Below are 20,575 nucleotides of genomic sequence, written 5' to 3'. Positions count from 1 at the left end.
TTCAAATTAATAAAAGGAGACTAAATGGAGCATTCTACGCCCTTAATCACAACCATTGTTGGTGGTCTCGCCCTTGCATATTTGTTAGGTATGATCGCTCAGCGATTAAAAATTTCCCCTCTAGTAGGGTATCTTGCGGCTGGAGTCTTGGCCGGTCCTTTTACACCTGGTTTTGTTGCCGATACAACACTTGCACCTGAACTCGCTGAGATAGGTGTTATCCTACTGATGTTTGGCGTTGGGTTACACTTTTCGCTTAAAGATCTTATGGCGGTTAAAACCATCGCCATTCCCGGTGCTATTGCACAAATTGCGGTTGCTACACTGTTAGGTTTAGGCCTTTCCACCCTTTTTGGTTGGGGAACCTTTTCAGGGATTGTTTTCGGCCTCTGTTTATCCACAGCCAGTACCGTAGTGTTACTTCGCGCCTTAGAAGAGCGGCAACTGATTGACAGCCAACGCGGTAAAATTGCTATCGGCTGGTTGATTGTTGAAGATCTGGCAATGGTATTAACACTGGTACTACTGCCAGCCGCCGCCGCGATTATGAATTCAGAGCAAGCCAGCTTAAGTGAGTTACTCATCGGTCTTGCATGGACAATAGGTAAAGTTGTCGCCTTCATTATCCTCATGATAGTGATTGGCCGCAGAGTCATACCTTGGATTTTATCGCGCACCGCGTCCACCGGCTCTCGTGAACTGTTTACATTGGCTGTATTGGCACTTGCATTAGGTATCGCCTATGCGGCTGTCGCCTTATTTGATGCCTCCTTCGCTCTTGGCGCGTTCTTTGCTGGTATGGTATTAAATGAGTCAGAACTAAGCCACCGTGCAGCACAAGACACATTACCGCTCAGAGATGCGTTTGCTGTTCTATTCTTTGTGTCTGTTGGTATGCTATTTGACCCTGTGGTCATTATTGATCACCCATTAGGTGTGATTGCTGTTCTCGCTATTATCATTGTGGGTAAATCCGCCGCAGCGTTGGTGCTTGTGCGTTTATTTGGTCACTCGCGGCGAACCGCATTAACCATCTCTGTCAGCCTTGCCCAAATCGGTGAGTTTGCCTTTATTTTAGCGGGGATGGGAATGGCGCTTGGCGTGATGGATAAAGAGGCGCAAAACCTTGTGTTAGCCGGTGCCATTGTCTCTATTATGCTTAACCCAGTGCTGTTCAGCTTATTGGATAAGTACTTAGAGAAGACCGAAACCGCCGAAGAGCAGTTACTCGAAGAGACTTTGGAAGAAGAAACTCAAATTCCTGTCGATATTTGTGGCCATGCAATTATCGTTGGTTACGGTCGTGTAGGAACTATGCTGGCAGATAAACTGCGTAGACGTGATATCCCATTAGTCGTGGTTGAAGATACTCGCGCTAAATTTGAGGAACTAGCAGAAAACGGGTTCAGTGCTATTTTAGGTAACGGTGCTAATAGAGATATCATCAGCCTTGCTCGTATTGAGTGTGCAAAAACGCTGCTTCTTACCATTCCAAATGGTTATGAAGCAGGTGAAATCGTCGCGCATGCTAAAGAGCTAAACCCAGATATCACAGTGATTGTTCGCGCGCACTACGATGATGAAGTCAGCTTTATTAAAGAGCGTGGTGCTGAGCATATTATTATTGGTGAACATGAAATTGCTAAAGCGATGGCAACTTTTATGTGTAATGATGTCACTGAATATGGTTGCTCAATGGATGATGACCCTTCTCCCACAGCCGGTGAAGGTAAAAGTCTAGATGAATATCTAAAACCCTCTCATTAAAACACGTTTAAGGGAAGCTTCGGCTTCCCTTTGTTTATCTGGTAATTCTATTGTGTTAATCCCTGTATCAGGGATGCAGCTTACTCTTTTCAATCATGACTGGTTTACTGAGAGAGCGTGAACTGTTCGCCCCCGCCTAATATGCGATTTTTCACTATTAAAAATTCTAAAATAGAATAATTAATAATAAATAGATTCACATTTTCTCCACTTTTTAGCATAGATAAGTCGTTATACTCATCCCCGCCTAAACCATTATTGATGATATTTTTTGTGTCCTCTTCCCCCACGATGTGGGGGAATTTTTTTCTGGCATTGAGGTAAAAAAATACCCCACTGTTTTGCTCAAACAATGAGGCATTATGCAAAGGCTTGCGTATTAACGCTCCCAATAGGACTCTTCTAAGCTGTCTTCTTTTTCAGGTAGGCCACGCGTTAAACGCGGCGAATGTTGAGTCAAGACTTGATAGCTCACGCGGTTTGCATATTTGCACACTTGAGCAAGCGAAGAGTAAGTTAGATATTGGCGCGTATGCTTACTGGAATTAGGCACATTGAAGCGATGATAGGAGTTTGCGGTGATATCGTGTAGCAATGCGGATAACGCGCCATCTCCTGCACCATTAGTATTCATGATCTTTTCAGGTCCCCCCATATAAGGCTCAATATGAGAGTATATGCGCATAGGAACTTCACAATCTTGCTGGCGCATTGCGCGGCTAAATTCATAGAGGTTAAATTCAGGAATAGCGCCCGGTAATAATGGGTGTTGGGTGGTGCGTTTAAATGCTTCTTCCGTATAACCTGCCATATATAGCCCTGATGGCCCCGCCGTACACAGCACAAGATCGACCCAATTTAGAGCCATATCCGAAGCTAACAACGGGTCATTACACCCTGTTAGCTCTAGCGCCTCATCTTCATTCATCGCGACAACAGAGACATGCTCAGCCAGAAAATCACGCCAAAACTGGGGGTCTTGCGCTATCACGAACTTAGTACCGAGTGTTAATACAACGGGAACATTATGCTTTTTAGCATAGCTAATCGCCTGCATCGTGGCTTCTGGCATGGTTTCACCGGGCTTGCAACGAACCAAATAAGCGGTCAAAACTAACGCCGAAGCGCCAGCAATAATCTCTTCTGGGATACTTTCAGGGCGTAGACGATTCATATGCCCTGGGCTAATCGCGAAGGTTCTCTCACCGTTTTCAGCAATAAGGGTAAAGCAGCGACCAATTGGCCCATCGACCCCTTGTAAATAGTTGAGATCCATGCGGCTCGATGTATGGCATAAATAGCGATAAGAGTAGCTTCCAATTTGAATGTTATTGCACATCGTTCCCAATAACACCGAGCGATCATCCGCCAGCACGGAGTAGTTATGCAGCGTATTCCCGATGGTTCCCCCGGCATACTCATGTGTGATTAATGCGTTACTGGTTAGCTCTTTATATAAAGCCTCTGCAACATCATCTTCAATCACTAAAGAGTGACCTTTACTGAGTTGATAGCGTTCAATGAATGCATCGTCGACTTTAGCTTCAATATCGACCAGTGTTTGATCGATACCGACAATATAAGATTGGCAGTTTTCGCCATCATCTAAACGCTCTTTAATAGGCTGTAACAGCGGATCTCTGAGGCTAACAGGAAAGTAGTGCTTTGATTTACGTTGACCGGGGAATTTCATAATGGATAAATTAGAGAGTATACATGGCACTATTCTAGCACGATAAATGCAAACCAGCACCTTAGACAAAGGCGCTGGCTTACATCAATAAGACTTTTTAGTTAGCTATTATTCTTGTGATAGTCGCGATATAGCTCGCGCGACAGTACATAAGCACAACTCAGAATAAAGCCTAAAATAGCACTCAGCATGATAATCAATACTGATTTAGGTGAATCTTTTTGAGTGGGTAGATCCGGCGCTAAGATAAATTTAGCAGGGATAAAGTCAAGGGTATCAATATCAAGCTCTGATAGATTTTTAATGTAATGTTGGCGAATTTGTAGGTCTTCATTCAACAGAGCGATATCACGGTTTTGTAATTCAATCGCTAACTTCTTCTCAAGAGCTTCCGTACCTAATGCAATAGGGTAATCGGGGTCATCACTAATGATTGCCGAATCACTAACAATGGGCTTGCGCACACCCGCTGCTTTTGCAATATCAATAGCACGTTTTAACCTTTCAACTTTTACATCATATTCAGAACGGATCTTTGTCACTTCTTGCTTAAAAGTTTCATTAGCATAGACCAATTGCTGTGCAATCGCATTTTGAATATCTTTCTTAAACTGCTCTCTAACCTTAGTTGCCGTATAGCGAACATAACCAGACAGTAAGTCTTGGGCCTCAGAAGGTGTTGGCGCCACAAAAGTCAGTATGATGTCGCTAGAGGTACTGTTTTTCTCTTTTGACTGGTCCTTAAGGCCGATATTATTCGAAATAATAGTATTGACTAGCCGCTGCTGCTCATTTTCTTTATCTGTAGAATTCACTTGCTCTGACAACTTTTTGAAGTAATTGGTACTCCGAACATAAGCTTCTTGGTTAACTTTCGAACGATACTGGTCAATAAAGGCATTAAAGATCTGCTGTGCCGATAAATCAATCTTAACATCGAGCACACTCAACTGTGCGCTCAATGTATTGATATCTTTAATTTCCTCAGAAGAAGGTGGGATGACAACAGCCGTACTGCTCCACTTTTGAGGCAACTGAAATACCACAAATATACTGATAAGCGTGATAACAACAGTAATAACGATAATAAGAAGCTTATTCCTTAATAAAACAGCGAATAAAGCCATCAAATCGATTTCATCGCTTTGCTGTGAGTTAAATGGTGAGACTTGCTTTCCTTTTGCGGTTTTGCCATCCGGTGACTCTCTATCAGTGCTCATATCAGTTCCAATAAAATACAAATATTAACAATAAATTAACTTTTTATATTAACTAGTATAGTGAATTTTGATACTTATGATATATCGATTAACGCCATATTTAATATCAATTACAACTTTAGATTGTATTTATTGTACTAGTAATAAGTAATTTAAATAAGTTAATACTATCATCATTATCATTCAACGCAGGGATATAATGATACGATTCTCCGCCCTGACTTTTGAAAAAGTGTTGATTTTGCTCACTAATTTCTTCTAATGTCTCTAAGCAATCCGCTGAAAATCCGGGGCAAATAACTTGCACTGACTTTACACCTTGTGAGGATAATTGCTTCATCGTTTCATCAGTATAAGGGGTTAACCACGGCTCTCTCCCAAACCGAGATTGATAGGTCATCAATACTCTCTCTGCTGGGAAATTCAAGGCTTCTTTGACTAAACGTGTCGTTGCTTCACACTCTTGAGGGTAAATATCCCCAGTGTCTGCATAGCGTTTAGGAATACCGTGAAATGACAGTATTAATCGATCAGGCTCCCCGTGCTGCTCAAAACTTTGCTCTATGGAATTGACCAACCCTTGAATGTAGGCAGGATGCGTCGCATAGCTACGAATAAAATGTAAGGACGGTATCGTGCGCATTTGGCGGAAAATTGCCGAGATCCCATCATAAACTGCGGCGGTGGTTGAACAAGAGTATTGTGGATATAACGGTAGCACAATCAACTCTGTCACACCTTGGCTCATTAATGAATCAATTGCACTTTTCAATGATGGTGAACCATAGCTCATCCCAACTTCCATTGGGATATCAGGAAAACAAGCTGATAGCTTTGCTTTCTGACGTAGCGTGTAAGCAAGTAAGGGTGACCCCTCTTCTGTCCAAATCGATTGATAGAGTTTAGCCACTTTTGGTGAGCGAAATGGCAAGACAATACCGTATAAAATAGGCTTCCAAATCGCACGTGAAACATCAATCACTCGTACATCGCTTAAAAACTCTGCAAGGTAACGTTTCACTGCTGGGGTTGTTGGGGAATCAGGGGTTCCTAAGTTAACCAATAAAATGCCGTATTGACTTTTTGACATGGTAATTACTCCTTAATGATAATTATTCCCAACTTTATATCACAAAATATTGTCTTTTATTGTTTTCTAATGCTTGAAAAGCAAAGGCAGCGATAATCGCTGCCTTTGTTGATAACTATTGTTGAATATTAGCCAAGGATCTTCGCTAATTCTTCACTCACTTCAGTGACCTTGCGTGTACCATCGATTTTGAAGTATTTGGTGTTACCCGCATCAGCTTCTTTTTGATAGTAAGCAACCAAAGGTGCTGTTAAGTCATGGTATTCAACCAGACGCTTACGCACGGTGTCTTCTTGGTCATCTTTACGGATAGTCAGCTCTTCACCAGTGACATCATCTTTGTTTTCAACTTTAGGTGGGTTAAATGTCACATGATAAACACGACCCGATGGCGCATGCACACGGCGACCAATAATACGTTCAACAATGATTTCATCAGGCACATCGAATTCTAATACGAAATCGACATTAATGCCTGCTTCTTTCATCGCGTCTGCTTGAGGAATGGTACGTGGGAACCCATCCAACAAGAAACCATTGCGGCAGTCATCTTGTTTGATACGCTCTTTAACCAATGCAATCACTAACTCATCAGTCACTAATTTACCATTGTCCATTAGCTCTTTTGCTTTTAAACCTAGCTCACTACCTGCTTTAACTGCTGCACGTAACATATCGCCAGTTGAAATTTGTGGGATACCAAATTTCTCCATAATAAATTGAGCTTGAGTGCCCTTACCGGCGCCTGGAGCACCGAGCAAAATAATACGCATTGCGTAAACCCCTTGCTATTTAGTTTTTTATAATTTGAAAAGAAAACAAGATACCATACCATTAGCATGCCGCTTTACTCAAGAAGACACGTAAACGTTTTCGCATTTAACTTCTTTCGCAAAAGAAAAAAACCACGCTAAAGCGCCCGCTAAAACGTGGTTTTTGCTCAAAAACGAAAATCAATTATCTCATTATTTCATTAATAATTCATTGATTTTGCGGATAAATAAGTTTGGATCTTCTAAGGTACCGCGTTCAGCGAATAGCGCTTGATCAAGTAACACATTAACCCAATCTGCAAACAGCGCTTCATCCGTTATTTCAGATGCTTTTTTAACCAATGGGTGTGAAGGGTTCAGTTCAAAGTTGTATTTAACTTCTGGCGCTGTTTGACCCGCTGCAGCAAAGAGTTTCGCCATTTGAGTACTCATTTCATCCGCATTGGTCGTGACAATCGCTGGGGTATCCGTTAAACGATGCGTTAACTTAACCTCTTTGACGCGATCACCCAGCAACGTTTTTACTCGCTCAACAAATGGCTCTAACTGTTTATCAGCTTCTTCTTGCTCAGCTTTGTTTTCATCCGCCAGCTTATCTAGTGACTCATCAGCCTTACTAACAGATTGGAACTGTTTGCCATCAAACTCTGACAGATAGTTCATCATCCATTCGTCGATACGATCAGAAAGTAGCAATACTTCAATGCCTTTCTTACGGAATAGCTCTAAATGTGGGCTGCTCTTCGCGGCAGCATAGCTATCAGCAGTGATGTAATAAATTTTTTCCTGACCTTCAACCATGCGAGCAACATACTCTTCCAAAGACACATTTTGCACGCTGCTATCGTTATGGGTTGATGCAAAACGTAACAGTTTAGCGATAGCTTCACTGTTACTCATATCCTCAGCAGGCCCTTCTTTCATCACTAAACCGAACTGTTGCCAGAAAGATTGGTATTTTTCTGCGTCGTTTTTCGCCAATTTTTCTAACATTTGCAGAACACGTTTAGTGAGTGCACTACGTAGGCTACGAGTCAATGCGCTGTCTTGTAAAATTTCACGTGACACGTTGAGTGGTAGGTCGTTTGAATCCAATACACCGCGGACAAAACGTAAATAGTTTGGCATAAATTGTTCTGCATCATCCATAATAAAGACGCGCTGAACATACAATTTCAAACCATGGCGTTGCTCACGATTCCACAAATCAAACGGGGCTTGTGAAGGGATATACAGTAAACTTGTGTACTCTTGTTTACCTTCAACACGGTTATGAGACCAAGTCAGTGGGTCTGCATAGTCATGAGAGATATGCTTATAAAACTCGGTATATTCCTCATCGGAAATTTCAGACTTATTACGCGTCCACAGTGCTTTCGCTTGGTTAATTTTTTCCCAAGTGATAGTGCCATCTTCTTCGTTCTTAACTTCAATCTCAACAGGCAATGCAATATGGTCAGAGTATTTGCTGATTACCGAGCGCAAGCGCCAGCTATCTAAAAATTCTTTCTCATCTTCGCGTAAATGAAGGGTTATTTCCGTACCACGATCGGCTTTTTCGATATCAGCGATAGTGTATTCGCCTTCACCTGCTGATTCCCAAAATACCCCTTGATCTGCTGCTGCACCAGCCGCACGGCTGCGGACGGTCACTTTATCAGCCACAATAAATGCAGAATAGAAACCAACACCGAATTGACCAATCATTTGGCTATCTTTCGCTTGGTCGCTTCCCAGAGATTCTAAAAAGGCTTTTGTTCCTGATTTAGCGATAGTCCCTAAGTTCTCAATCACTTCATCACGGCTCATACCGATACCGTTATCGCTAATTGTTAGGGTGCCATCTTCTTTGTTCGCGCTGATACGAACACGTAACTCACCATCATTTTCATACAACTCAGGCTTTGAAAGTGCACGAAAACGTAATTTATCTGCCGCATCAGATGCGTTTGAAATAAGTTCACGCAAAAAGATTTCTTTGTTTGAGTAAAGAGAGTGGATCATTAACTGGAGAAGTTGCTTAACTTCGGATTGGAACCCACGAGTTTCTTGTCCTTTCATACTCATTAATGCCTCTTATATCATCAATCTAATGGGATAATTTTGACTTATCGATGGAGTTTAATTGGGGGCAAAAAATAGGAATTCAACTCATTAAGGTAAAAAATGCATTACGACAATAAAGATAACAGCTAACGAAAAGCGAAAAAAGAATGGCGAAAGGCGGGAAGCTGCGAGCTACAGCGGGCCGTAAGCGTACGCACTCCAAGTCGCATACCTAAGTATGTGACTCAGATAGTTAGGAAGTCTGTAAAGCTGTAGCTTGGAGTAAAAATTAGAGGCGCTGACGACCCGCAAGTGAATGCGATAGCGTTGTGCCGTCAACCATTTCTAATTCACCACCGACAGGTACGCCATGCGCAATGCGGCTTGCAGCCACCCCATATTGGGCACACATTTGTGCAATATAGTTTGCCGTCGCTTCACCTTCTACAGTTGGGTTTGTCGCAAGTATCACTTCGATAATGGTTTCAGAAGACAACCTTTCTTCTAGCCTATCAAGCCCAATATCCATCGGCCCAATACCATCAAGGGGTGATAAATGCCCCATCAGTACAAAGTAGCGCCCAGAAAATTGCCCTGTCTGCTCAACAGCATAGATATCTGCTGGACTTTCGACCACACAGATCAACCCGTTTTGTTGGCGACGTGGATTTTCACAAATATTGCACACCTCTTGTTCTGTAAAGGTGCGGCAATCGCGACAATGACCAATTTCAGACATGGCTCGAGTGAGCGACTGCGCAAGGCGCATGCCGCCACTACGATCACGCTGAAGCAGATGAAATGCCATACGCTGCGCTGACTTTGGTCCTACACCAGGGAGACAGCGCAAGGCTTCCATCAATGACTCAAGAAGCGGACTTGTTTGCATTAGAACGGCATCTTAAAGCCTGGTGGCAATTGCATTCCACTGGAAACACTTGCCATTTTTTCTTTTTGCGTTTCTTCGATACGGCGAGCCGCATCATTAAATGCTGCCGCAATTAAGTCTTCTAGCATCTCTTTGTCATCTTCAAGAAGACTCGGATCGATTTCAACACGGCGGCAGTTATGTGAACCATTGATGGTAACTTTGACTAGGCCGGCACCAGATTCGCCTGTTGCTTCTAGATTGGCGATTTCTTCCTGAACTTTCTGCATTTTTTCTTGCATTTGTTGGGCTTGTTTCATCAAATTGCCCAAACCACCTTTACCAAACATAGTTATCTCTCACTACTGAGGCTACAGCTTACTAACAGAGACTGTAGCGTTAAACGGGGCGAATACTCTCTTCATCTAGCTGCGCATCAAACATTGAGCGTAGCTTTTGAATCGTTTTATCCGCAATAATTGACTGACGGGCTTGCGCCAGTTTCTCTTCATAAATCGCCTGTCGCCATTCAAGTGGCGTTTTTACTGCCGTATTATCATCTTGAACGATTTTCAGTTCAACAGGTTGACCATAATGTTGGCTCAATGCACTTTGTAACGCTTCATGCGCTGAAGGCTTATTCAAATGACGCTGTGCTGAGCGTAAATGAAGTACAATGTGCGAGCTGTCTATTTTCTCTATATATGAATTCAAAGCTAATTGTTCAACCAGCTTAGGAATATTTAATTGTGCGATCTCGGCAGACCAGCTATCACGCGCCCGACCTTCTTCAGTAATTTTCGCGGCTAATTCCGGGGTTTTCTCATATTCCAACGCTTCTTTTATTTCTGTTGGTGTTGTAACCGCCTCTTTGGTATTAGCCTCTTCAGACTGTGGACGCCACTGATAAGGTTTTGGTTTCGCCGCTTTTTTTGCGTCAGATGCGCGGCTAGCCATATTTTGTTGGTGCTGGCTAGTGACGGCGGCCAGCCTCTCAAGTGCTGACATCGCCGGCTTAGCCTTTTCAGGCGCGGCCGGTTTATTCTTTTTTGCGTCAGGTCCCTCATTTTGAGAGGAGTGTAACGCTTCCTTTGCTTTTAGTAGCTGCAATGTCGGGCTATTTTCCGATATTGCAGCATTTGCTGTTGCCGCTGTTGGCTTCGGCGGTACAGAACGAGCAGGCTCTATCGCTGTCGGTGCTGGTACAGCCACTACCGTGGGTGTCACTGGCTCCTCAATAATGCTTTTGGGATGGAATGCCAGTGCACGTAACAGCGCCATTTCAACCCCCATGCGACGCTCAGGGGCATAGGGAAGATCTCGACGACCAACAAGCAAGGTTTGATAAAAGAGTTGCAAATCAGCAGGCGAGATCATTCGGGCAATTTGCCTGAGCCGCCCCTCTGTCGATGATGGATCCGTCTCTTTAACGGCTGGTAACAGCTGGATCATGGCAATACGATGCAACAAGGAGAGGATTTCAACCAGCAAATTCTCCCAATCCGCTCCTCGGCTCGCCGCATGCTCTACCTCTGACATGACCGCAATACCGTCAGCTCGAACCAAGGCTTCGATGATAGCGAGTGGCTGCTCATCATCGAGCGTGCCGAGCATTTGACTGACAATATCTGCCGTCACTTTTCCTTGCCCCATCGCAATCGCTTGGTCAGTTAGGCTGAGGGCATCTCGCAAACTGCCATCAGCAGCGCGAGAGATCAGTTGGCGCGCGCGAGTATCGTGTTCAATATTTTCTGCGGTGAGAATATGCTCAAGTTGCTCGCTGATCTGGCTGACATCCAACGCTTTTAGGTGGAATTGCAAGCAACGTGACAAAATAGTCACTGGCAATTTTTGCGGATCTGTCGTCGCCAAAAGAAATTTGACATGTTCAGGCGGCTCTTCAAGGGTTTTTAACAACGCATTGAAGCTATGGCGCGATAGCATATGAACTTCGTCAATCAGATAAACTTTGAAGCGTCCACGTGCAGGGGCATACTGAACGTTATCCAGTAGCTCTCGCGTATCTTCCACTTTTGTTCTGGATGCCGCATCAATTTCAATCAAATCCACAAACCGCCCTTGTTCTATCTCTTGGCAATTTGTGCATTTACCACAAGGTGTCGCAGTGATCCCCGTTTCACAGTTAAGACCTTTAGCAAACAGACGAGCAATTGTCGTCTTGCCGACACCACGAGTGCCTGAAAAAAGATAGGCGTGGTGAAGCCTCTGGTGTTCCAGACCATTTGCAAGCGCGGTCAATACATGTTGTTGACCTACGACATCTGAAAATTTTTGGGGGCGCCACTTACGGGCAAGTACCTGATAGCTCATGAATTATGCAGTTTCTAAACATGGTATATAGCACCATGCTACCACAGCCTCTGCCCTTACGGCGAGACCGTGATAAAAATAGTAAGGAAAATAGTGAGGAAACGAGAATTAGTGACCTGGGAACTCGACTAAGCTAAATGAGTGGATCCCTTCTGCGGCAAGGCGCTCCTCGCCACCTAAATCAGGTAGGCTAATAATGAAGGCAGCATCAACAATTTTAGCACCGAGTTGCTTGATCATTCTTACTGTCGCTTCAATCGTTCCCCCTGTTGCCAGCAGGTCATCAATGACTAAGACGTTATCTTCAGGCAGGATACTGTCTCGATGGATTTCAAGAGTATCTGTACCATATTCCAAGTCATAGGTCATACTTAATACTTCACGGGGCAATTTCCCTTTTTTACGTACAGGAACAAAACCAACCCCTAAACGTAATGCGACTGGTGCACCAAACAGAAAACCGCGGGCTTCAGTACCTACAATTTTAGTTACCCCTTTATCTTTGTAATGGTCAACCAACAAATCGATGGTGGCCTGATAAGCAGCAGGGTTATTTAATAGTGTGGTAATATCGCGAAATAGCACCCCTTCTTTTGGGTAATTAGGGATGGTTGCAATACTTTCTTTAATTAATTGCAGTTGTTGCTCTTTAGCAGTCATAATAAGTGCCAATCAGTATAGTAAACACGAAAAGGTAGAATCTATTTAAAGTACCATAAAAATGCAATAAGGGGCTGCTTATTTGCGGCAAGTTTTATTGTTACACATCAATTTTCCATGATTTTTCACTTTTAGCGAGAACAAAAATGAAAGTACAGCCTCTTTTAGATGCGCTAAAAACGCAAATTGACGCATTGCAAGCTCGTATTGCGCCTATTGCAGATCAGGAATTTTCACACGCTCGCTTTGATACTCAGCTTTTTAGTACAAAATCAACGCATCTAGGAGATTGCCAGAAAGAGTTAGATAAGTTGTATCAGCAACTTTGTCACAGTGTGTCACTCAACCATAAAGAACAAGTTAACTTTCTGACAGAAAAAATTGCTCACCAAATTCAAGCGCTGTCTCGTGAACTATCGACACAGGGCTTACGTAAAAAGGAGAGTCATTATCAAGAAAAGAAAGAGCAAGTCGACCTATATGAGCGTTTATCCCAACATCAAGACTATGAGCGCCGTTTATTAGCAATGGTGAGTGAACGCGAATTACAGCTAAACAGTCTAACCAATCAGGCACAACGCCACCAATGCCAAAAAGATATCGCCGCATTAGCCGGCCGTTTATACCGTTGCCGACAAGCGTTGATACGAATCGAAAAAGCAATAGAACATCAAGAAAATCAATATTTAGATTAAATAAAGCGAACCATTTTTGGATGTAGCCTCATTCCATAACAGAAAACGAAGGCTACACATTGCTTTATATTAATAATATTGATTACTTACCTTTCATAACCAATTTAATACAGTAGCTACTTACTATCGCAAATAGACCCCCTATCAATGTTTCCATGATCCTTTCGGACAATAAGTGATAGTCAACATTATTAAAGTAAATCGACATTTCAATAAGCGATAATACAAGCCCTGTGAGACAAATTGTTCCAAATACGTTATTTTTCTTTGTATTACTAATTGGAATTAAAAACGAAAAGAGAAGAATTAATGCAAAACCAATGTATGGCATTAATACCGATGCGTTAAATGCCAAGTAAAGAACAAAAACAACAATCAATGTGCCAATCACTCTATCACGAGTTAATTTAACAATATTTGTTAACTTAGGATTTAATACAAAAATAAAGGTCAAAGGCGCCCAAAAGAAGTGATCAACGTTGATTGCTCTTGATGATAAGACACAACATAATAAACCAACCGCGTAGATCAATGACTGGCAGATCAAATGATAAGTGATCCTATCCCTTTTTAATGAAATATACCTTCTAATTTGAAAAAAGGTAATTTTCTTCCGTTTACTGATGCTATAACAAAAGGTTAGTGTTATGAACGTCCCGATCAGTAACCCTATCACCAGACCATCAAAACTGGATTTATTCAATGTCGCCCCTATGATGAAGAAAATCATAAAGTACTTAAATGACATCTCTAAAGAGGAGTCAACATTATAAAGTTGATAGTAGAAAAAAGGTGATAAGAATAAAACAATAAAAAATAGATAGCTAAAACCTAAATAGTAGCCAAGTGCAGTTCCTACAAAAACAAACAGCGAACATAATAATGAATAAATTATATTTTTATAACGTGTGGCTTTATTAAAAATAGTATAACCATGAAGTGTTGATAGCGAGCTCCATAACGTCGCATCAATACCTGCAATATAATAAGTAACAATAAAACTTATCACTATACAAATTGTTAAATAAAAACTTTCTGATAATTTCACCACAAAATCACCTAGTTATACCACTAATAATAACTAGCAACATTAGCACGCATATAATTCAATAACAATAAATATACTGTCATAATGTTAATAAATAAAGAAATAACAATTTTTAGATTATCAAATCAATGCAATCCATTTTCAGTCATCAATAAAAGATGAGTTGAATTAATAATTTTCCGATATATTTAACATTAGTAGTATCATTATTCGATTTAGCAATTCATATACTCATGATAAATATGCTCAATATCTGTTCATGTTTTACAGTGAAAATCATCACCGTTATCATTAAATAATATCAACTTGCTCACATTTCGATAAAAATTTAATATCTATCAATATATAAATAGCAAAAAATTCGTATCATAATAGCCCGCTGTCAATAATAAGGAGTCAGAATGGATTCTTTAAAAGATGCCCCAAAAGAAACACAGCTTGCTGTTGATTTAATCTACTTACTTGAAACATCAGATATTGAAACTGATATTGTTCTCAAAGCCCTTGAAATTGTAAAACATGACTATTTAGTCAAACAGGCTGCCGAAGCAACCTGTTTAACCGATGACTAAACCGTGTTAATCGTTATCCCCTTTCTTTAAATTTGGGTCACGCTTAATTTCTTGGATCACTTCACCTTGGTCATTATGAAGGTGAACTTCTAGTTGGTTAAAGGCGATATTGATATCGTTTTCACGGCATAACCTGTCGATTGCACGGTGTACTTCATCGCTGGTCGTTCCTCTATCACCAATTTGGCGTACATAAAAACGCAATTCATGATCTAAGGTGCTCGCCCCAAATCCTGTGAAATATACCGCTGGTGCAGGATCTGTCATCACCTTACTATTCGATGTCGCCGCATTAAGTAGCACTTGTTTCACTTTATCGAGATCAGAGCCGTATGCCACACCAAGTGCAACCGTGATCCGCGTGACGGTATCTGAAAGCGACCAGTTAATTAGGCGTTCCGTTACAAATGCTTTATTTGGGATGATCACTTCTTTGCGATCAAAATCAATTATGGTTGTTGCTCGAATACGGATCTTACTCACCGTACCTGAGTAGGTGCCGATAGTCACGGTATCGCCAATACGGATCGGGCGCTCAAATAACAAAATGATCCCGGAAACAAAGTTAGCAAAGATTTCCTGCAAACCAAAACCTAAACCAACCGTTAATGCGGCCGCTAACCATTGCAATTTGCTCCATGTGATACCTAGCATACCTAGAGAAGTTATCGCCCCGATCCCGACAATAATGTAAGTTAAAATTGTCGTGATCGCGTAGGTTGAGCCTTGACGTAATTTTAACCGTGATAATACTAAAACCTCTAATAATCCCGGTAAGTTACGAGTCATGATCCATGCCACCACAATAATCACCATAGCCAATAATAAGTTTGCTAAGGTCACCGACTGTAAGGTATTGCTACCTTCGGCGGTCGTTGCTGTGTAATGCCATAAATCAACACTATCTAAAAATGAGAAAATAGTAATGAAATCAGACCAAATGGCATAAAAACCTAATGCAAAGATAATAAACAAGACCATTGTGGTTAAGCGCAATGATTGTTGGCTAATAAGCTCAATCGTCATTGGTGGCTCTTTAATTGGCTCGTTCTCACTCTCCTCTTGGTTTTGTGCTTTACGACGCTCAATTGCGCGTTGATAAGCGAGTTTCCGAGCCACTAATGTTAGACCACGTAAACACGCATTATAAGTGATATACCAAAGCAGCAATAAATACAGGCTATCTAACCAACGATTAGCAAGACGCAACGTTGTATAGTAGTACCCAGCCATCATTAAACCAATCAATACCAAAGGCGAGAACGTTAATATTGTTATCACTACTGAACGCGTTAAATGGCTGCCCTTCTCTTTCCAAATATGTTTGCAAAATGGCAATGTAAAAATAAACAGCATCAACAATGACAATAAAACAATTAATTGCCCAATCACGTCTTCAGAAACTTTTAGAGGATTAATCACCCCATACGTAGAAAAATAAATTAATGGCAATAAAGGCAGTGACAGACGCGTTACTCGACGCCGTGTTTGTGCAGCAAATTTGGGGTCAATACCAAAATGTTTTTCTGCAATTCCTTTGGGTTTTAACACACGCCAAGTTAATTCAAATAACACCCAAAAAGTGGCTAATTGCAAACAGAGCGCCCAAACAAATTCACCTTGAACATTACCTGTTTTTAAAAACCAGTAACCTAAAGCCACCAGCACTAACGCCGTCGGTAAGGTTTGCAAAAGAGTCAAGAACAGCGCGAATGGCGTATTTAATAAACTATCTTGCCTTAAGCTAGATAAGCTTTGATTTATCTGTTGTAGGCGAGCCGAAATTTTGTGGTATAACCAAACAAACACTAACGCCAATAATAGCAGTGGAACAACGACAAATAATGAGTTTGTTATTCCTTTTTTGATGCTGCCTTTTGACAGGCTAAAATCAAAATTATTGATTTGTTGTGTTGCCGCTTCTGGAAATGCACTGACCCAAGTAAGGTCGATCGGCTTATTACTGTTTACCCAGAAAATTTGTTGCGCCAACGTATGTTCCAGTGAACTCACTACACTCAATAACTGTTTTTGGTCGAGCTGCAAATTAATGGCCTGAGAAATTTGGTTACCTAATTGCAGGTTTAATTCATCTAGTAATTCACGCCTTACATCCAGCAGCTTCGTTAATGCCTCTTTATCTTCTGTGGAAAGTAATTGGCTATGACCTTGCTCAGCGCCTGATTTTTCTGCTAATTGCTTTTCTATATTCGCAATATAATTATTCACTTGGTATAAAGCGTCACGTTGTTGATTAACGTCAAACTGCTCCAGACGTAAATCAGCAATCGTATTAGGCAGATTTTTGGTTAAAATATCATCAGGAAGGTCAATTTGTTGCTGGAATAAAATACGCGATAACAATAGGCTTCCACGTAGGACATTAATTTGCTCTTTCAAGTTGCGTTCTGATTGCGTTGCTCGTTCTAGCCACGCTTTCACGCGAATGCTATTTTGTACCATGCGGTTATTTCCTTGAGTGACTTCAATCAAGCGCTCACTCAGGGCATTATTCATCGCTAATTCTTTTTGAATTAATGGGTTTTGTTTTAGTTGTAAATCGCTTTCAGTGGAGGTTTGTGCTTCTCTTGCTGTTGCTTCAGAGTCATTAAGCCGTTTATCACTGATATAGGATTGAAGCAATTCAATCCGTTTTTCAAGTTGTTCGATATAAAAAATCGTATAGTCACGTTGCTTTTGTAATACTTCTTGCAACTGAGTATTGCCTTGTAATACCCGCTTTTGATATTCGTTTTGTTGTTGCAAATAATTCTGCTCTATTTGCAGTAGCTCAATTTGCGTATCGCGTAACTTTGCCGAGTCATTAAATACATTATTTAATTCATTGCGAATTTCTTGTAACCGACGAGCATTCTCCAACATGATGGTTTGCGCCCTTTCAGGCTGAGTTTGCAAACTAATTAAATAGCTATTATAGCTAGCCAAATCATTTTGCTCTGCTTGTAGCTGCTCTAAGGTATTACTGAGCATAGTTTCCAGCTGACTTTGGGGAATGTTTTTGATGCTATTAGCAAAATTCAGTGCATCTTCTTCGCTACTCTTTTTAAGCTGCTGCAAAGCACGAACAGCATGCTTTGCATCTTCACCCGCTCTATCTAGACTTTTTTGCAGTTCATCCGACTTGCTATCAAGTTTGTTTAACTCATCATAAAAACCCAGCGACTTTTCAATATCTGCAATAGCCAGTTTATCTTCAGCACTCGGATGGCTTTTTTTATTTAATGTATTCAGTTTATTTTGAATATCATTTTTATTTGGAAGAGAGCTATTTACCACCGCATGGCTATAGCCAGAAAAAAGCAACATAAAGAGTGCGCAAATCATGATGAATTGCCGAACCCATTGATATTTAGTCGTCTGCATGGATGAACCCATAAAAGGTTTTTTTGTATCTTGTTGAGTCAATAATGTACTGCTAACTTTTGCTAACAGCACATTATATTTTTAAAATGTCAGAACCTTATCTGCTTCTAATGTCCAAGCTGCAAGTTCAACTAAAGTGCCAATTTCCACGCCATCGGCTAAGGGAAGTTCACTCACACCACGTGCATCTGTGCAGGTTTTGCATAATTTCACCGCCACTTGCTGTGCCGTTAGAATTTCCAACATCTGTTGAATATTATAACCTTCTTTCGGCTTTTGCCCCTTAAGACCCGCTGTAACCGCATCTGACATTAAAAACACTTTCAGTTCTGTTTGTGGGTGCTGCTCTTTGAGTGTAATCGCCAAACGTAATGAGTTAAATAAAGTTTCATTACCATAAGGGGCGCCATTAGCAATAATCAAAATTGATGACATGGTATTTTCTCCGGTTATTCAGTCTGATCCGTTTTTACGCGTAATGATGGACTGTATTTCAATGTTTCTAGCATCGTTTCCACCAATATTTCCGTACGTTTATGTATCTTAAAACTATCAGGCTGCAATAACCAGTTTTCAAGTAACCCAGCCATCATGGCGCGGATCATAATTGCCCCACACTCTAAATCGAGATTAGCTGGGAGTTGCCCTGCTTCAACACAATGGCGTAGGAGTTCAATGATACGATGATGGCTAGCAACGTAATTCTCTTTTTTTAAATCAACAATGGCCGCCATTTCCCCTACCAATTCACACTTGTGGAACAGAATATCCATCAAAGCGCGATTTTTAGGGCTTTCAATAAAATCTGTCAAAATATAAACTAAAATTTCTTTTAGAATTGCCAGTGGATCATTACTATACTTCAAACGATAATAATTTTCGGCCTGTTGTATTTGACTGTCACTAAACTCACAAGCTTGGTGGAATAGGTCGACTTTATTTTTGAAATGCCAGTATATCGCTCCGCGGGTCACACCAGCGGATTTGGCAATATCGGCTAAAGATGTCGCCGATACACCTCGTTCAGAAAAGGTTTTGATGGCAGCATCTAAAATTTCCTGACGGGTTTCTTCGGCCTGTTGTTTAGTTTTTCGTGCCATTGTAACTCGTTTATCGACAAAGCTGATTTACATACATTCGTGTATGTTTGTACTATAGCATAGTGATAAATCTTATTGTTTACCATTTTTCTTATATTGTTTTTTACTCATGTTGATTAATTGAGGTTAACTTATGCGAAAAAACAGAGGGGTGTTACCTCTGGCTCTGTTGGTTCTTTCAGGTGGCTTAGCTTTATCAGGTTGTAACGATGAACAGAAAGGTGGCGGTGAACGCCCGGCGCCTGAAGTAGGAATTGTTACGCTAAAAGCCGAACCTCTGACTATCAAGACCGAATTACCTGGACGTACATCCGCATATCGTGTCGCAGAGGTCCGTCCACAGGTAAGTGGCATTATACTCAAACGTAACTACAAAGAAGGTAGCGATGTTGAGGCCGGAACGTCTTTATATCAGATAGATCCAGCGCCTTTCCAAGCCACTTATGATAGTGCGAAAGCTGAACTTGCTAAAGCGCAAGCTAATGCAAATTTGGCCGGTTTGACGGTAAAACGCTACAAGCCACTTTTAGGTACTAATTACATTAGTCAGCAAGAATACGATCAGGCAACATCAACTTATGCACAAGCTTTAGCGGCTGTGAAAGCAGCAGAAGCTGCCGTTGAAACTGCGCGTATTAATCTGAACTATACCAAAGTTACTGCGCCAATCAGTGGTCGCACGGGGAAATCAAATGTCACCGAAGGTGCTTTAGTTTCTTCTGGTCAAGCCACTGAGTTGATGCGAGTTCAACAGCTTGACCCTATCTATGTTGATGTGACGCAATCTAGTGAAGATTTCTTGCGTCTACGTAACGAGATAGAAAAAGGCGCTCTACAAAAAGAGCCGGGCAAAGCCCCTGTGAGCTTAGTCATTAATAATGGCCAAGAGTATGCCCAAAAAGGTGCTCTGGAATTCTCTGATGTCACTGTGGATGAAACAACAGGTTCAATCACAATGAGAGCAGTCTTCCCGAACCCAAATAAAGAGCTTATGCCAGGAATGTTTGTGCGCGCTATCTTAGAAGATGGTGTCATGGAAAAAGCGATTTTGGTTCCTCAACAAGGTTTGGCTCGTACTCCACAAGGTGACGCTCAAGTCATGGTGGTAGGTAAAGACGATAAAGTTGAAGTCCGAAAAGTAAAAACAGCACAAGCTGTAGGCAACAAATGGCTAGTCACTGATGGTTTGCAAGATGGCGATCGCGTTATTGTGATTGGCCTCCAAAAAATCAAACCAGGTCTTGTTGTCGTTCCTAAGGAAGCTAATTTAGAAGCGCAATCTATAGACAATCAGGCACAACCTGAACAAAAGTCTAAGTAAGGGAGCG

At 41.4% G+C, this 20,575-nt stretch carries 18 protein-coding genes; 4 read left to right on the top strand and 14 right to left on the bottom strand.

Going from position 1 to position 20,575, the window contains the following annotated elements; all coding sequences use genetic code 11:
- The first annotated feature begins 24 nt into the window (after positions 1-24).
- Positions 25-1,767, top strand: a complete 1,743-nt coding sequence (gene ybaL / locus I3B46_RS05910; RefSeq protein WP_004922404.1) for a YbaL family putative K(+) efflux transporter — start codon at positions 25-27, stop codon at positions 1,765-1,767.
- Between the two features lie 104 nt (positions 1,768-1,871).
- Here ybaL and I3B46_RS22330 read toward each other — a convergent pair whose 3' ends face one another.
- The 10 genes from I3B46_RS22330 to apt form a co-directional block, all read right to left on the bottom strand.
- A complete protein-coding gene (locus tag I3B46_RS22330; protein ID WP_131728120.1) occupies positions 1,872-2,120 on the bottom strand; it encodes a hypothetical protein in 249 nt (82 codons plus the stop codon).
- A gap of 26 nt (positions 2,121-2,146) precedes the next feature.
- Complete coding sequence (locus I3B46_RS05900) at positions 2,147-3,460, bottom strand: inosine/guanosine kinase (protein ID WP_004922409.1); 1,314 nt, start codon at positions 3,458-3,460, stop codon at positions 2,147-2,149.
- A 101-nt stretch (positions 3,461-3,561) separates the two neighbouring features.
- Positions 3,562-4,680 (bottom strand): LPS O-antigen length regulator Wzz(fepE), encoded by a 1,119-nt coding sequence (gene wzz(fepE), locus I3B46_RS05895; protein WP_014656552.1) that lies wholly within the window; start codon positions 4,678-4,680, stop codon positions 3,562-3,564.
- 118 nt (positions 4,681-4,798) lie between these two features.
- Positions 4,799-5,770: a ferrochelatase gene (hemH, locus tag I3B46_RS05890; protein ID WP_104872893.1), complete on the bottom strand. Its 972-nt coding sequence runs from the start codon at positions 5,768-5,770 to the stop codon at positions 4,799-4,801.
- A 128-nt stretch (positions 5,771-5,898) separates the two neighbouring features.
- The gene (gene adk / locus I3B46_RS05885; protein ID WP_014656554.1) at positions 5,899-6,543 is read right to left on the bottom strand and encodes an adenylate kinase; all 645 of its coding nucleotides are present in this window, start codon (positions 6,541-6,543) and stop codon (positions 5,899-5,901) included.
- Positions 6,544-6,735: 192 nt separating this feature from the next.
- On the bottom strand, positions 6,736-8,610 hold the full coding sequence (htpG, locus tag I3B46_RS05880) for a molecular chaperone HtpG (protein ID WP_004922423.1): 1,875 nt from the start codon (positions 8,608-8,610) through the stop codon (positions 6,736-6,738).
- 268 nt (positions 8,611-8,878) lie between these two features.
- Positions 8,879-9,478: a recombination mediator RecR gene (gene recR, locus I3B46_RS05875; protein WP_004922431.1), complete on the bottom strand. Its 600-nt coding sequence runs from the start codon at positions 9,476-9,478 to the stop codon at positions 8,879-8,881.
- Positions 9,478-9,807, bottom strand: a complete 330-nt coding sequence (locus tag I3B46_RS05870) for a YbaB/EbfC family nucleoid-associated protein (RefSeq protein WP_004922433.1) — start codon at positions 9,805-9,807, stop codon at positions 9,478-9,480. Before I3B46_RS05870 ends, recR begins: the two co-directional genes overlap by 1 nt.
- A gap of 49 nt (positions 9,808-9,856) precedes the next feature.
- Positions 9,857-11,788, bottom strand: a complete 1,932-nt coding sequence (dnaX, locus tag I3B46_RS05865) for a DNA polymerase III subunit gamma/tau (protein WP_102780727.1) — start codon at positions 11,786-11,788, stop codon at positions 9,857-9,859.
- Between the two features lie 108 nt (positions 11,789-11,896).
- A complete protein-coding gene (gene apt, locus I3B46_RS05860) occupies positions 11,897-12,448 on the bottom strand; it encodes an adenine phosphoribosyltransferase (protein ID WP_104872894.1) in 552 nt (183 codons plus the stop codon).
- A 146-nt stretch (positions 12,449-12,594) separates the two neighbouring features.
- Here apt and priC point away from each other — a divergent pair, with 146 nt between their 5' ends.
- A complete protein-coding gene (gene priC / locus I3B46_RS05855; RefSeq protein WP_053110366.1) occupies positions 12,595-13,143 on the top strand; it encodes a primosomal replication protein PriC in 549 nt (182 codons plus the stop codon).
- 82 nt (positions 13,144-13,225) lie between these two features.
- Here the strand turns inward: priC and I3B46_RS05850 are convergent, their stop codons facing one another.
- Positions 13,226-14,194, bottom strand: a complete 969-nt coding sequence (locus I3B46_RS05850; RefSeq protein ID WP_104872895.1) for an FUSC family protein — start codon at positions 14,192-14,194, stop codon at positions 13,226-13,228.
- 398 nt (positions 14,195-14,592) lie between these two features.
- On the opposite strand from I3B46_RS05850, the gene I3B46_RS05845 reads away from it, so the two are divergent.
- Positions 14,593-14,763 carry a DUF2496 domain-containing protein gene (locus I3B46_RS05845; RefSeq protein ID WP_014656559.1) on the top strand — a complete coding sequence of 57 codons (171 nt, stop codon included), beginning with the start codon at positions 14,593-14,595 and terminating at the stop codon, positions 14,761-14,763.
- 6 nt (positions 14,764-14,769) lie between these two features.
- On the opposite strand, the gene mscK is transcribed toward I3B46_RS05845, so the two are convergent.
- The 3 genes from mscK to acrR all read right to left on the bottom strand — a co-directional run bounded on the left by mscK (position 14,770) and on the right by acrR (position 19,247).
- Entirely contained in the window at positions 14,770-18,159 is a 3,390-nt protein-coding gene (gene mscK, locus I3B46_RS05840; RefSeq protein ID WP_154625557.1) for a mechanosensitive channel MscK, read from the bottom strand.
- Positions 18,160-18,228: 69 nt separating this feature from the next.
- Positions 18,229-18,582, bottom strand: coding sequence for a DsrE/DsrF/TusD sulfur relay family protein (locus I3B46_RS05835; RefSeq protein ID WP_004922455.1), 354 nt, complete (start codon positions 18,580-18,582; stop codon positions 18,229-18,231).
- A 14-nt stretch (positions 18,583-18,596) separates the two neighbouring features.
- The gene (gene acrR, locus I3B46_RS05830; RefSeq protein ID WP_004922458.1) at positions 18,597-19,247 is read right to left on the bottom strand and encodes a multidrug efflux transporter transcriptional repressor AcrR; all 651 of its coding nucleotides are present in this window, start codon (positions 19,245-19,247) and stop codon (positions 18,597-18,599) included.
- A 133-nt stretch (positions 19,248-19,380) separates the two neighbouring features.
- On the opposite strand from acrR, the gene I3B46_RS05825 reads away from it, so the two are divergent.
- A complete protein-coding gene (locus I3B46_RS05825; RefSeq protein ID WP_004922461.1) occupies positions 19,381-20,568 on the top strand; it encodes an efflux RND transporter periplasmic adaptor subunit in 1,188 nt (395 codons plus the stop codon).
- Positions 20,569-20,575 lie beyond the last annotated feature (7 nt).

The organism is Providencia sp. 2.29 (assembly GCF_015832305.1).
Classification (GTDB): Bacteria; Pseudomonadota; Gammaproteobacteria; order Enterobacterales; family Enterobacteriaceae; genus Providencia; species Providencia stuartii.
The sequence above is the reverse complement of the archived record's forward strand: the minus strand, read 5'-3'. Positions and strand labels throughout refer to the sequence as shown.

Bases quoted from the DNA above. Each gene is read 5' to 3' on its own strand.
- hemH (WP_104872893.1), bottom strand. From the start codon at position 5,770: ATGTCAAAAAGTCAATACGGCATTTTATTGGTTAACTTAGGAACCCCT.
- I3B46_RS05825 (WP_004922461.1), top strand. From the start codon at position 19,381: ATGCGAAAAAACAGAGGGGTGTTACCTCTGGCTCTGTTGGTTCTTTCA.
- mscK (WP_154625557.1), bottom strand. From the start codon at position 18,159: ATGGGTTCATCCATGCAGACGACTAAATATCAATGGGTTCGGCAATTC.
- recR (WP_004922431.1), bottom strand. From the start codon at position 9,478: ATGCAAACAAGTCCGCTTCTTGAGTCATTGATGGAAGCCTTGCGCTGT.
- ybaL (WP_004922404.1), top strand. From the start codon at position 25: ATGGAGCATTCTACGCCCTTAATCACAACCATTGTTGGTGGTCTCGCC.
- I3B46_RS05870 (WP_004922433.1), bottom strand. From the start codon at position 9,807: ATGTTTGGTAAAGGTGGTTTGGGCAATTTGATGAAACAAGCCCAACAA.
- acrR (WP_004922458.1), bottom strand. From the start codon at position 19,247: ATGGCACGAAAAACTAAACAACAGGCCGAAGAAACCCGTCAGGAAATT.
- I3B46_RS05835 (WP_004922455.1), bottom strand. From the start codon at position 18,582: ATGTCATCAATTTTGATTATTGCTAATGGCGCCCCTTATGGTAATGAA.
- htpG (WP_004922423.1), bottom strand. From the start codon at position 8,610: ATGAGTATGAAAGGACAAGAAACTCGTGGGTTCCAATCCGAAGTTAAG.
- apt (WP_104872894.1), bottom strand. From the start codon at position 12,448: ATGACTGCTAAAGAGCAACAACTGCAATTAATTAAAGAAAGTATTGCA.
- dnaX (WP_102780727.1), bottom strand. From the start codon at position 11,788: ATGAGCTATCAGGTACTTGCCCGTAAGTGGCGCCCCCAAAAATTTTCA.
- I3B46_RS05900 (WP_004922409.1), bottom strand. From the start codon at position 3,460: ATGAAATTCCCCGGTCAACGTAAATCAAAGCACTACTTTCCTGTTAGC.
- adk (WP_014656554.1), bottom strand. From the start codon at position 6,543: ATGCGTATTATTTTGCTCGGTGCTCCAGGCGCCGGTAAGGGCACTCAA.
- priC (WP_053110366.1), top strand. From the start codon at position 12,595: ATGAAAGTACAGCCTCTTTTAGATGCGCTAAAAACGCAAATTGACGCA.
- I3B46_RS05845 (WP_014656559.1), top strand. From the start codon at position 14,593: ATGGATTCTTTAAAAGATGCCCCAAAAGAAACACAGCTTGCTGTTGAT.